The following is an 11,460-nucleotide window of genomic DNA, read 5'->3' on the forward strand; positions in this document are numbered from 1 at the left end:
AAGCCGCAGAAAAGCTCTGGCCTTCCTCAAGCCGGGCGTCATCGCCCTCCCCGCGGGCACACCGTCCCCAGGGGGTGATGGGACATGTCATGGCTCGCATGGACATATCTGGCGATCGCGACGGGAGTGCTCGCCGTGGCGGCCGCGCTGCTGCGGACGCCGCGCGCCACGGCCGACGAGTTGACGGACCCTTACGCGGCGGCCTATCTGCGCGACGGCCGCCGGGGGGCGGTGACCGTCGCGCTGATCGCGCTGCATCTGCGCGGCACGGTGGACGCCGGCCCGCCCGGTACCGCGCGCATCACCGGGCCGATGCAAGGGGTGTCCCAGCCGTTGCAACTGGCCGTGTACGGGGCGCTGTACCGGCCGTCGGGGGTGAACACCGTCGCCGCGTCCCGGCCGGTGCGGCGCGAGATGGACGCCCTGCGCGAGCGCATGGCCGAAGCGGGGCTGATCCGCCGCAACCGCCGTTGGCGCACCGCCCGCGTACTTCTGTGCGCGGCCGTGCTGACCGTGGTCTGGGAGCTGATGTCCAGCCCCCTGATGGCCTGGAACTCCCCGTTCCAGATGGCCGTCTCCGCGGTCCCCGTGGCGGCCGCCGTCGCGCTGTGGACGGTACCCCGCCGCACCCGGGCCGCTCGCCGGCTCCTCGAGCGGGCCCGCGAGCGCTTCCCGCGCCCGCGGACCCGGCGCGCGTCCCCCGAGTCCGTCCTGATGGCCGTCGCCCTCCACGGCGCGCCCGCCCTGCGGACGGCGGCACCGCACTTCACCCGCGACGCCCACCTGCTGGCCCGCCGCGACCGCACCGAGAGCCTCTACGGCGTCAACCACTGGAACAGCGGGGGCGGGGGCTGCGGCCTCTCCTGCGGAGGGACGAGCGCGGGCATCTGAGCGAGGCGCTCGCTACGCGGCCCCCCGCACGGCCCAAACACCGCATCGGTGCGAGATTCGTCACTTCCCGATGTCACATGCGTACTCGTGCGTCCCGTAGGTCAACGGGTGTCACGCACCCGTCACCCGGTGGCTCCTCAGGGGTTGCGAAGGCAAGGGGACGGCACGATTTACTGACCGCCATGACGGCGACCGACACCACTCCCAGACCCGTGGCGCACCCCGGACGGCTGCGCATGGTGAGCCACCTGCGCCGCCTGGCGGCCGCCGGTCTGGTGGAGCCGCCGTGCGCCGCACGGCCCCAGCAGCACCGGGCCGATGACGGCGAGGACGCCGAGGTCTGGGACGACTTCCGGCACCGGCTGGCGGCCCTGCTGGTCGGCCTGCACGAGGAGGCCAAGGCCCCGCGCCCGGCGCGCCGGGCCGTGCACGTCGGCGCGACGGTGATGGCCTTCCCCCTGCACCGCCGGGCCCGCTGAACCGGCCGGATCCGCCACCTCCACGGATCCGCCGCCTCCACGGATCCGCCGCGCCGCCGCCCGACGCGCGTGTCGCACAGACAGGCCCCGGGACTCCGCCGTAGTCCCGGGGCCGGTCCGAACCGCGTGACGTCAGCCGAGTTCCGCCCCGACCGCGGCCAGCGCCGTGGTCACCGGCTGGAAGAAGGTCTCCCCACCCGCCTGGCAGTCCCCGCTGCCGCCGGAGGTGAGGCCGATCGCGCTGCCGTCACGGGTGAACAGTGCGCCCCCGCTGTCCCCCGGCTCGGCGCAGACATCGGTCTGGATGAGGCCGGTGACGGTGCCCTCCGGGTAGTTGACCGTCGCGTCGAGCCCGAGGACGCTGCCCCCGTGCAGCCCGGTGGTGCTGCCCATCCGGAACACCTCCTGGCCCACGGCCGCCTCCGCCGCCCGGTTGATCGGCAGCGCCCGGCCGTTGCCGAGGTTGACCTGGCTGGGCGCGTCGGCGTTCGGGTCGTCGTACGTCACGAGGGCGAAGTCACCGTCGCCCGGGAAGGTCGCCTGCTGCACGGTCGCGATGAGTGCCCCGCCCTGGCTGTCCGACCAGTTCGCGAAGGCGACGCCGCAGTGGCCCGCGGTGAGGAAGGCCGGGGCGCCGTCCTTGACGACGTTGAACCCGAGCGAACAGCGCGCCCCGTCGGCGAAGATGGCGTCCCCGCCGGCCACGAGGGTCTTGAACTCGCCCGCGGACTTCTGGATCCGGGCCATGCCGGTGCCCAGGGAACGCACGGTGGACTCGAGGGTGTCCCACTTGCCCCCGGTGACGGTGCTGTCCGCGGTGACCAGGATCTGGTCGGTCCTGGGGTCGACGGCCCAGGCGGTGCCGGGGATCGTGGCCCGCTGCTTCAGCGTCCGCGCGGCGGTGGTCAGTTCGGCGGCGCTGTTCTCGACCGTCCGGGTCGCGGCGCCTGCCCTCCGGGCCTGCGCGATCACGTCGCCGTTGTCCCCGGCGACCACGTTCACGACGAGCTGCCCGCTCGCCTTGTCGTAGTACGCCCCGGCGACGGACGGGCCGAACCGCTCGCCGAGGCTGGAGGCGAGCTCGGCGGCAGACGCGGCGCCGAGCTTCTTCGGCGAGGCGGCTTCCCGGTCCTGCGACGGAGACTGCGACGCGTTGGCGTTGGGCAGCACAACGGCCGCTGCCGCGATGGCGGCGGCACCGGCCGTGGCGAACACGATCTTCCGTTTGGCTATGTGTTTGTGCTTCAACTCATGACCTCCTGTGGGGGGATACAGGTCGGATCGTCGGGCGCAGGGGGAAGCGTTCGTTCCGCCTGACATACGGAGGCCGGCCCCGTGGTGTTCACGACGGCCAATTCGCTCGCCGTCACGGCCGCGGTTGTGGTGGAATCCGCCCGATGAGCACTTTCGACCCCTCCCCCGTGGCGCAGGAGTACCGCGCCGCCTACGACCGTCAGCTGCGCGCCCGTGTCCCCGCCGACCTCTCGCGGTTCCGCTCGATGGAGCGCGACGGCCCGCTGCTGCGCAAGACCTACGAGCACGGGGAGGCGGGTTTCCTCGACTACCGCGACCTCGGCGGCCTGGACGGGCCGGAGCTGGACGCCCTGATCGCCCGGCAGCGGGACCACTACGCCGCGCTCGGCATGCCGGTGGAGTGGAAGTACCACGCGCACGACCTGCCCTCCGGGCTGCCGGACCGGCTGGTCGCGGCCGGCTTCGTACCGGAGGAGCCGGAGACCGTGCTGGTCGGCGAGGCTGCGGCGCTGACGGCGGCACCGGTGCTGCCGGAGGGCGTCACGCTGCGGGAGGTCACGTCACGGGCGGACTTCGAGCGCATCCGGGTCATGGAGGAGACGGTCTGGGGCGAGCCGCACGACTGGCTGCCGGGGATGCTGGAGAGCGAGGTGTCCGGGCCCGGCGATCCCTGCGCGGTGGTCGTCGCGGAGACCGCCGACGGCACGGTGGTCTGCGCCGGGTGGGCCCGCTTCCACGAGGGCACCGACTTCGTGTCGCTGTGGGGCGGCTCCACCCTGCCGCGGTGGCGCGGGCAGGGCGTCTACCGGGCGACGGTGGCGCACCGGGCCCGCCTGGCGGTCGCCGCGGGTCACCGCTTCGTGCAGGTCGACGCCTCGGCGGACAGCTCCCCGATCCTGGCCCGGCTGGGGCTGGTACCGGTGGCGGTGACGGTCCCGTACGTCTGGCGGCCGGACCTGACGCAGGCGGAGGGCGGGGTCAGCTGACGTCGGGCGGCCGCTGCGGCCGGACGATGTCCAGCAGCGGGTCCGCCGCGAGGGCCTCGCGGAGGTCGGCGGGAAGTTCCTCGGCGGGCTCCTTCAGGGTTCCGTCCGCCAGGGGCCCGTCCGCCAGGGGCGGGTCGGCGGCGGCCGGCGCGGCCCCGGCGGGCGCCGAGGGCGCGGATACCGGCGGCGCGGACGCGGGTGCGCGCTGCGGTTCGACCGCCGGGTACGGGGGGCCCGGCTGGGCGCGCTCGAGGAAGCGCAGCAGCTCCACCGGGAAGGGCAGGACCAGCGTGGAGTTCTTCTCCGCGGCGACGGCGACGACCGTCTGCAGCAGGCGCAGCTGGAGCGCGGCGGGGGTGTCGCTCATGACGCGGGCGGCGTCGGCGAGCTTCTTGGAGGCCTGGAACTCGGCGTCGGCGTTGATGATCCTCGCCCGGCGCTCCCGCTCGGACTCGGCCTGGCGGGCCATCGAGCGCTTCATCGTCTCCGGCAGCGAGACGTCCTTGATCTCGACGCGGTCGATCTGCACGCCCCAGCCGATGGCCGGGCTGTCGATCATCAGCTCCAGCCCCTGGTTGAGCTTCTCGCGGTTGGAGAGCAGGTCGTCCAGGTCGCTCTTGCCGATGATCGAGCGCAGCGAGGTCTGCGCCATCTGCGAGACGGCGAAGCGGTAGTCCTCGACGTTGATGATCGCGTCGGCGGCGTGGACGACCTTGAAGTAGACCACCGCGTCCACCCTGACCGTGACGTTGTCGCGGGTGATGCCCTCCTGGGCGGGCACCGGCATCGTCACGATCTGCAGGTTCACCTTCCGCATCCGGTCGACGATCGGAACGATCATGGTGAATCCGGGGTTCCGCACCCCGCCCCTGACCCGGCCGAGCCGGAACACCACACCCCGCTCGAACTGCTGCACCACACGGGCCCCGGCCACGAAGTACAACGCTCCTGCCGAGAGCACGGCGGCTATCAACTCGACGACCATCACGGCCCCCTGGGGTCCGGAATCGCAGTACTTCCACGGTACCTCGCGGGTAACCCGCCGGATACGGGCCGGGATGCCCCGTTACGGGCGACGGCGGCGGCCTACCGCGGCTCCCCCGCCGCCCGCGCGAGGCGGTCGGCGACGACCCGCAGCCGTTCGGCCAGCTCAGGCGGCTCCTGCACCTCGAAGTCGACGCCGAGCATGCCGATGTAGACGGCGAGCGCGTCGAGGGACTCGGAGCCCGTGCGCAGCACGCAGGTGTCCGGTCCGGTCGCCTCGACGGTCGCGTAGCCGTACGAGGTGTACTCGGCCATCGCCTCGGCGGGGGCGTGCAGGGTGACGACGGCCTGGTGGCGGTAGGCCCGCGAGCTGACACCGCGGGCGACGTAGGAGGCGGCGTCCGTCGGGGGCCGCCGGGGCTCGAAGCGGGGACCGGTCGGGGCCTTGGGGTCCATCCGGTCCACGCGGAAGGTGCGCCAGTCCTGCCGGTCGGTGTCCCAGGCGAGCAGGTACCAGCGGCGGCCGTGGTGGACCAGGCTGTGCGGCTCGACGGTGCGGCGGCTGGCGGTGCCGCCGTGCGCGAGGTAGTCGAAGCGCAGCCGTTCGCGGTCGCGGCACGCGGCGCCGATCGCGGTCAGCACGTCCTGGGCGACGGCGCTCGGCAGCGGCGCCGCGGGCCGGGACACCGCGACGGCCTCCATCGCCTGAGCCCGGCGGCGCAGCCGGGAGGGCAGCACCTGCTCCAGCTTGGCCAGGGCGCGCAGCGAGGTCTCCTCGATGCCCTCGACGCTGCCTCCGGCGCCGGTGCGCAGGCAGAGCGCGACCGCGATCGCCTCCTCGTCGTCGAGCAGCAGCGGGGGCAGCGCGGCGCCCGCGCCCAGCCGGTAGCCGCCGGCGGTGCCGGGGGCGGCGTGCACGGGGTAGCCCAGGGCGCGCAGGCGCTCCACGTCGCGGCGCACCGTCCGGGCGGTGACCTCGAGGCGCTCGGCGAGTTCGGGGCCCGTCCAGTCCCGCCGGGACTGGAGCAGGGACAGCAGGCGCAGCAGTCGGGCGGAGGTTTCCAGCACGGCATCAGTCTGTCAGCCGTCGCGGACGGTTCCTGTCCGCATTCGCTCCTACCGTGAGTTTCATGGAGACGATCCCCGAGGGCACCGTACTGGACCGCCGGACGCTCAACCGCTCGCTCCTGGCGCGCCAGTCGCTGCTGGCCCGGGTGCGCGCCGGCGCGGAGGAGATCATCGAGGGGCTGGTGGGCTGCAGGCGCAGGAGCCGCAGGACCCCTATGTCGCGCTGTGGTCCCGGATCGAGGGTTTCGCGCCGCGGGAGCTGTCCGCGATGCTCGAGGAGCGGCGGGCGGTGCGGATGTCCCTGCTGCGGTGGACCGTGCACCTGGTGACCGCGCGGGACTGCATGGCGCTCCGGCCGGTCGTGCAGGACGTGATCGAGCGGCGCCTGCTGGGGCAGTTCCGGCGGCAGCTGGCGGGGCTGGACCCGGCGGAGGTCGCCGAGGCGGGGCGGGCGCTCCTCCGGGACGGTCCGCTGCCGGCGAGCCGGCTCGGGGACGGGCTTCGGGAGCGGTGGCCGGACCGCGAACGGCTGCCGCTCAGCCTGGTCGTCACGGCGCGGGTGCCCACCGTGCAGCCGCCGCCGCGCGGGCTGTGGCGCGCCTCCGGGGCGGCGTTGCAGACCCCGGCCGACCGGTGGCTCGGCCGGGACTTCGACTTCGCGGGCGGCTCCGCCCCGGACGCCGCCGTCCTGCGCTCCCCTCCTACGCGGTCATGCGGTGCGTCGCGGAGTAGTCGACCACAGGCCGAGCGGACAACAGGGCCGTACGGGCCGTGCCCGGCGGCCGCGAGGCCACCGGGCACGGCCCGTACGGAAGGGAGGGCGTGGACCTCCCGAAGGTTCAGAAGACGCTGACGCCGTAGACGCTGAGCGCCTCCGTCACCGGCTGGAAGAAGGTCGTGCCGCCGACGCTGCAGTTGCCGCTGCCGCCGGAAGTCAGGCCCAGCGCGATGCCGCCGGAGGTGTACAGCGCGCCACCGGAGTCGCCGCCCTCGGCGCACACGTTGGTGCGGATCATCTGGTAGACCACGTCGCCGCCGCCGTAGTTGACGGTGGCGTTGAGGCCGGTGACCGAACCGCTGTGGATGCCGGTGGTGGACCCGTCACGCAGGACGGCCTGGCCCACGAAGGCGTTGCCGGCGCTGGTGATGTCGGTGTTGCCGGCCGTGCCGCTCTTGGTCACCGAGGTGTTGGTGTACCGGACCAGCGCGTAGTCGTTGGTCGGGAAGCTGTAGCTGACGTTCGTGCCCAGCACGGTGGACTGGCTGGAGTTGGAGTACCAGGTCGAGGCGACCTCGCCGCAGTGGCCGGCGGTCAGGAAGTAGTTGGTGCTGCCGCTGCGCACGTTGAACCCGAGCGAGCAGCGGTAGCCGCCGCCGTAGATGGCGTCGCCACCGGCGATCAGCCGCTTGAAGGTGCCGGCCGTGCGGCGGAAGGTGACCGCGTCGCCGTAGGCGGCGGTGGCCTTCCGCATCTTGCCGAGCTCGGCGCCGGTGACCGTGCTGTCGGCCGTGATCTCCAGGCGGTTGGACTTCGGGTCGACGACCCACGAGGTGCCGGCGATGTCCGCGGCGAGGGCGGCCTTCCCGGCCTTGTTCAGCTGGGCGGTGCTGTGCGCGACGAGCTTCGGCACCGCGCCCGCGGCGCTGACGGCCTGGGCGGCCTTGGCGTTGGTGACGTTGACGACCATGGCCTTGGCCTTGGCGTCGTAGTACGAGCCGGCGGTGGAGGAGGTGCCGAGGGACGTGGTGAGCGCGGCCGCGGCCTCGGGCGAGGCCTTGGGCGCGGGGGCGGCCTGGGCGGCGGGCAGGGTGAGCGCGGTGGCCGCCAGCAGACCGGACGCCACGGCGATCAGCCGTATGCGTCTCGAAACGGGGGTGTGGGTGGTGCGCTTGATCCTCACTCTTTTCCTCCTGTGGGGGAACGGAAGTTGACCCGCGTAGCGCGAGCCTGTGAGGCGCAGCGAGGGCGCCGCCGGACTGTGGGGAGTGGCGTGCCCCTGACAAGTGCTGCGCACACGGGAGTATTCAGAGTCACGCACAATCGCACAAGGGCGGGTTTCGGCCGCGTGACACTCCCGAAACGCGGCCACGGCCGCCGGGTCCCCGCACGGTGACGGCGTATCACCCGGTGAGCCCGTCGCGTGCCCCGGCCGCCGGTCCGGCCCACGACGGACCGCCGGTTGGCGGGAAGGAACGGCTGACGGCACGCCCCGGCCCGGGCCGGCCACGTCGCGTGAGCCCGGCCGCCCGCGAAACGCCTGACGACCGGCGCGGGACGAGCCGGCAGGACAGCGCACGGCCGGGCCCGCGCCGTCTCCGGCAACGGGACGCCGCGCCCGCCGGCCGGCCGCCGCCCGCGGTCGCCGCCGGCGCGCACAAGCCGGTACCCACCGACTGCGCCCGGCGGGGACCGCCAACCCGCCGGACGACCAACGGCGCATCGGCCCGCCGTCGCCCACCCCCCTCCGCAGAAAGGCACACAGCGCCGCACCGGCACGCCACTCGGTCACGAACGGACCCCGTCCGTTCTGCGGCCGCAGCCACAACCGCCCGCGCCCGGCGGGCCGGTCCCGAGCCGGTCCCGAGCCGGGCCCGGACCGCCCCCGAGCGCGCCACTCGGCGACGACCGGACCCCGCCCGTTCAGCAGTCGCAGCCGCAGCAGTCGCAGTCGCAGCAGCAGCCGTCCCCGCAGCCGCAGTCGCAGCCGGAGCAGTCGCAGCCGGAGCAGTCGCAGTTGGAGCACAAGCCCTCGCGGCGCTTGCCGTTCCAGGGGTCCTCGTAGTGGTCCCGGCAGCAGATCTGGCAGGTGCAGCACAGCCCCGCCCACACCGCGCAGCCCGCGAGCAGCCCGCGGCGGGGGCCGGGCCGGTGCGGCGGCCCGGGGGTCAGCCACGGCGACTGCTCAGGCGTCTTGGGGCCGCCCGGGTGGTGCGCGCACGAGGCCCCGAAGGCGCGGTCCACGGAACGTCGCAGTTCGTGCGCGAGCAGCAGGTGGGCGAGCGCGCCGTCGGTGAACTCCGCGTCCCGCAGCGCCAGCCGGACCCCGTGCACGGCGTCGTCGCACAGCCGCCGGGCCTCGTCCAGGCCCGTGCCGGTGGCGGTGAGCGGGTTCCACGCGCCCGCCGCGGTGTCGGCGTCGAGGTCCTCCACCGCGTCCAGCAGGTGCGCGAGGCGGCCGAAGAGCCGCCCCGCCTCCTCCAGCGGCGCCCGGTTGGCGGGACGTCCGGCCAGCACCGCCGTGTGGCCGAACGCGGCGGCGGTGGCGGTCTCGGTGGGCTCGGTGACGGTCAGCAGGGGGGTGCCGGCGCCCGCGGCCGCCTCGACGGCGGTCTGCCGGCCGACGGCGTCCACCAGGACCGCGGTGTCGAAGCCGACCCCCGCCCCGGTCGCCGCACCCGCCCGGTCCCAGCGCCGGGCCACCGTGCGCGCGGCCGCCGCCACCGGGCGGCGGGCCAGCAGCCCGTCCCCGTCGGCCGCGTGGTCGCGCATCTTCGCGGAGGCCAGCACCAGAGAGACCGCGGCGGCCAGCCGCGCGCCCTCCCCCTTGGCGACCGGCGCGGTCCGCATCGCGCGCAACGGGCACGGCCCGGCGGTCCTGCGCCCGCCGTCGTCCCGCGGGGCCTGGGCCTCGACGAGCACCGAGATGATCAGCCCGTCGTAGTTGGTGGCGATCCTGGCCAGTTGCCCGTGGTCGTCCCGCAGGGCGAGACACAGTCCGCACAGATGCGCCAGCCACGATGCGGCCAGTTTCTCCGGCAGACGGTGCCTGCATGGTCTGACGATTCCGAACATCGCAATCCCCCGTACGTCATGCGCGGTGATGGAGCACGCCATCGGCTGGTCGTTCGCTGCGCCGGCCGTTCGGCTGTCCGGCGGCGCCCCGTCACTCTACCGAGCGGGATCCTTTCCGATGATCCGTCAGAAGCCTGGTTTATCGGGGTGATCTGGGGGCCACTAGTGCGATTTATGCACCAGGTCTGTCACGAATCCACCCCACGGTGGGTATCCGCTTGGCGCATCATCCGCATCATGGACGACCATAGGGGTGCGGACGGCAAACTGACCGCGTGTGAGAGGAGGCGTCCATGGGATCGGTACGACGGGCGAGCGCCTGGCTGGGACTCGTCGACGACAACAGCGCCGAGGAGTACTACGACGAGGACTACGCCGACTACGGCGACGGCGCCGAGACGTCCTCCCCCGACTCCTGGGTCACCGACCCCCGCGTGCGCGTGGCCTCCGAATCGGCCGAGGAGCAGGGCCGCCGGATCGCCACGGTCACCCCGGACGGATTCCGGGACGCCCGCGGCATCGGCGAGCTCTTCCGGGACGGCGTCCCGGTCATCGTGAACCTGACGGCCATGGAGCCCGCCGACGCCAAGCGGGTCGTCGACTTCGCGGCCGGCCTCACCTTCGGCCTGCGCGGCTCCATCGACCGCGTGGCCAACCGTGTCTTCCTGCTGACACCGCCCGACTACCTGGTCGTCAACGCGGACAGCAAGCGCGGCGGCGACGGCTTCTTCAACCAGAACTGACCCTCGGCGGCGGCGACGGTGCCGGCGCCGCCGCCGAGGGCTACCGGAACGCGTCGAGGCCGGTGAGCGCCTTGCCGAGCACGAGCTGGTGCATCTCGACCGTGCCCTCGTAGGTGAGCACGGACTCCAGGTTGGTCGCGTGCCGCATGACGGGGTACTCCAGCGAGATCCCGTTCGCGCCCAGGACGGTCCGGGCCGTGCGGCAGATCTCGATCGCCTCGCGCACGTTGTTGAGCTTGCCGAAGCTGACCTGCTCGGGCCGGAGCGTGCCCGCGTCCATCCGGCGCCCGAGGTGGTGGGCGAGGAGGATGCCCTTGTGCAGTTCGAGCGCCATGTCGGCGAGCTTGGCCTGGGTGAGCTGGAAGCCGCCGATGGGCCGCCCGAACTGCTCGCGGGTGCGGGCGTACTCCAGGGCGGCCTCGAAGCTGCTGCGCGCGGCGCCCATCGCGCCCCAGACGATGCCGTAGCGGGCGTGGTTCAGGCAGCTGAGGGGGCCGCGCAGGCCGGTGACCTCGGGGAGGACGGCGTCGGCGGGGAGGCGTACGTCGTCCATGACCAGCTCACTGGTGACGGAGGCGCGCAGCGACCACTTGTGCTTGATCTCCGGCGCGGAGAAACCCGGGGTGTCGGTGGGCACGGCGAAACCGCGGATGCCCTCGTCGGCGCGGGCCCACACCACGGCGACGCCGGCGACCGAGCCGTTGGTGATCCACATCTTGCGGCCGTTGAGGATCCAGTCCGAACCGTCCCGCTTGGCGTGGGTGCGCATGCCGGCCGGGTCGGAGCCGTGGTCGGGTTCGGTGAGCCCGAAGCAGCCGATGACCTCGCCGGCGGCCATCCGCGGCAGCCACTGCTGCTTCTGCTCCTCCGAGCCGTAGCGGTGGATGGCGTACATCGCCAGCGAGCCCTGGACGGAGACGAGCGAGCGGATGCCGGAGTCGGCCGCCTCCAGCTCCAGGCAGGCCAGGCCGTACTGGACGGCGGTGGCGCCCGCGCAGCCGTAGCCGGTCAGGGACATGCCCAGCGCGCCGATCGAGCCGAGCTCCCGGGCCAGCTCGCGGATCACCGGCAGCTCGCCGCGCTCGTACCACTCCGCCACGTGCGGCAGCACGCGGTCGGCGGCCCAGCCGCGCACCGTGTCCCGCACGGCGCGGTCCTCGTCGCCGAGCAGGTCGTCGATGCCGAGCGGGTCGTGCGGGTCGAACTGCGGCTTTCCAGCGGACATCGTCGTCCCCTCCGGTGATCACTGCGCTTCGCGCACG

At 73.7% G+C, this 11,460-nt stretch carries 11 protein-coding genes; 5 read left to right on the plus strand and 6 right to left on the minus strand.

The genetic code is table 11. From position 1 onward, the window contains the following. Positions 1–84 precede the first annotated feature (84 nt). Positions 85–891: a TIGR04222 domain-containing membrane protein gene (locus ACWDAS_RS01910; protein WP_450386484.1), complete on the plus strand. Its 807-nt coding sequence runs from the start codon at positions 85–87 to the stop codon at positions 889–891. A gap of 182 nt (positions 892–1,073) precedes the next feature. Continuing rightward, entirely contained in the window at positions 1,074–1,370 is a 297-nt protein-coding gene (locus ACWDAS_RS01915; RefSeq protein ID WP_450386486.1) for a hypothetical protein, read from the plus strand. A gap of 132 nt (positions 1,371–1,502) precedes the next feature. Here ACWDAS_RS01915 and ACWDAS_RS01920 read toward each other — a convergent pair whose 3' ends face one another. Then, positions 1,503–2,618, minus strand: a complete 1,116-nt coding sequence (locus ACWDAS_RS01920) for a S1 family peptidase (protein ID WP_450386488.1) — start codon at positions 2,616–2,618, stop codon at positions 1,503–1,505. Between the two features lie 149 nt (positions 2,619–2,767). Between ACWDAS_RS01920 and ACWDAS_RS01925 the strand changes: the two genes are divergently transcribed. Next, a complete protein-coding gene (locus ACWDAS_RS01925) occupies positions 2,768–3,610 on the plus strand; it encodes a GNAT family N-acetyltransferase (protein ID WP_450386490.1) in 843 nt (280 codons plus the stop codon). Here the strand turns inward: ACWDAS_RS01925 and ACWDAS_RS01930 are convergent. Both ACWDAS_RS01930 and ACWDAS_RS01935 read right to left on the minus strand, forming a co-directional pair. Further along, positions 3,603–4,595 carry a slipin family protein gene (locus ACWDAS_RS01930; protein ID WP_450386492.1) on the minus strand — a complete coding sequence of 331 codons (993 nt, stop codon included), beginning with the start codon at positions 4,593–4,595 and terminating at the stop codon, positions 3,603–3,605. The genes ACWDAS_RS01925 and ACWDAS_RS01930 overlap by 8 nt on opposite strands. A 101-nt stretch (positions 4,596–4,696) precedes the next feature. Further along, entirely contained in the window at positions 4,697–5,662 is a 966-nt protein-coding gene (locus ACWDAS_RS01935; protein WP_450386494.1) for a helix-turn-helix transcriptional regulator, read from the minus strand. On the opposite strand from ACWDAS_RS01935, the gene ACWDAS_RS01940 reads away from it, so the two are divergent. Next, complete coding sequence (locus ACWDAS_RS01940; protein WP_450386496.1) at positions 5,565–6,515, plus strand: DNA glycosylase AlkZ-like family protein; 951 nt, start codon at positions 5,565–5,567, stop codon at positions 6,513–6,515. The genes ACWDAS_RS01935 and ACWDAS_RS01940 overlap by 98 nt on opposite strands. Here ACWDAS_RS01940 and ACWDAS_RS01945 read toward each other — a convergent pair. Together ACWDAS_RS01945 and ACWDAS_RS01950 are read right to left on the minus strand one after the other, a co-directional pair. Further along, positions 6,502–7,563, minus strand: coding sequence for a S1 family peptidase (locus tag ACWDAS_RS01945; RefSeq protein ID WP_450386498.1), 1,062 nt, complete (start codon positions 7,561–7,563; stop codon positions 6,502–6,504). The two genes, ACWDAS_RS01940 and ACWDAS_RS01945, sit on opposite strands and share 14 nt — an antisense overlap. Positions 7,564–8,303: 740 nt before the next feature. Continuing rightward, positions 8,304–9,455 (minus strand): DUF5685 family protein, encoded by a 1,152-nt coding sequence (locus ACWDAS_RS01950; RefSeq protein ID WP_450386500.1) that lies wholly within the window; start codon positions 9,453–9,455, stop codon positions 8,304–8,306. 293 nt (positions 9,456–9,748) lie between these two features. On the opposite strand from ACWDAS_RS01950, the gene ACWDAS_RS01955 reads away from it, so the two are divergent. Further along, on the plus strand, positions 9,749–10,198 hold the full coding sequence (locus ACWDAS_RS01955) for a cell division protein SepF (protein WP_450386502.1): 450 nt from the start codon (positions 9,749–9,751) through the stop codon (positions 10,196–10,198). A gap of 40 nt (positions 10,199–10,238) precedes the next feature. Here ACWDAS_RS01955 and ACWDAS_RS01960 read toward each other — a convergent pair whose 3' ends face one another. Continuing rightward, the gene (locus ACWDAS_RS01960; RefSeq protein WP_450386504.1) at positions 10,239–11,423 is read right to left on the minus strand and encodes an acyl-CoA dehydrogenase family protein; all 1,185 of its coding nucleotides are present in this window, start codon (positions 11,421–11,423) and stop codon (positions 10,239–10,241) included. Positions 11,424–11,460: the final 37 nt, after the last annotated feature.

This window comes from Streptomyces sp. NPDC001070 (assembly GCF_053598835.1).

What these genes read in the sequence shown, in the direction of transcription:
- ACWDAS_RS01910 (WP_450386484.1), top strand. Translation starts at nt 85, where the DNA reads ATGTCATGGCTCGCATGGACATATCTGGCGATCGCGACGGGAGTGCTC.
- ACWDAS_RS01915 (WP_450386486.1), top strand. Translation starts at nt 1,074, where the DNA reads ATGACGGCGACCGACACCACTCCCAGACCCGTGGCGCACCCCGGACGG.
- ACWDAS_RS01925 (WP_450386490.1), top strand. Translation starts at nt 2,768, where the DNA reads ATGAGCACTTTCGACCCCTCCCCCGTGGCGCAGGAGTACCGCGCCGCC.
- ACWDAS_RS01930 (WP_450386492.1), bottom strand. Translation starts at nt 4,595, where the DNA reads ATGGTCGTCGAGTTGATAGCCGCCGTGCTCTCGGCAGGAGCGTTGTAC.
- ACWDAS_RS01950 (WP_450386500.1), bottom strand. Translation starts at nt 9,455, where the DNA reads ATGTTCGGAATCGTCAGACCATGCAGGCACCGTCTGCCGGAGAAACTG.
- ACWDAS_RS01955 (WP_450386502.1), top strand. Translation starts at nt 9,749, where the DNA reads ATGGGATCGGTACGACGGGCGAGCGCCTGGCTGGGACTCGTCGACGAC.
- ACWDAS_RS01960 (WP_450386504.1), bottom strand. Translation starts at nt 11,423, where the DNA reads ATGTCCGCTGGAAAGCCGCAGTTCGACCCGCACGACCCGCTCGGCATC.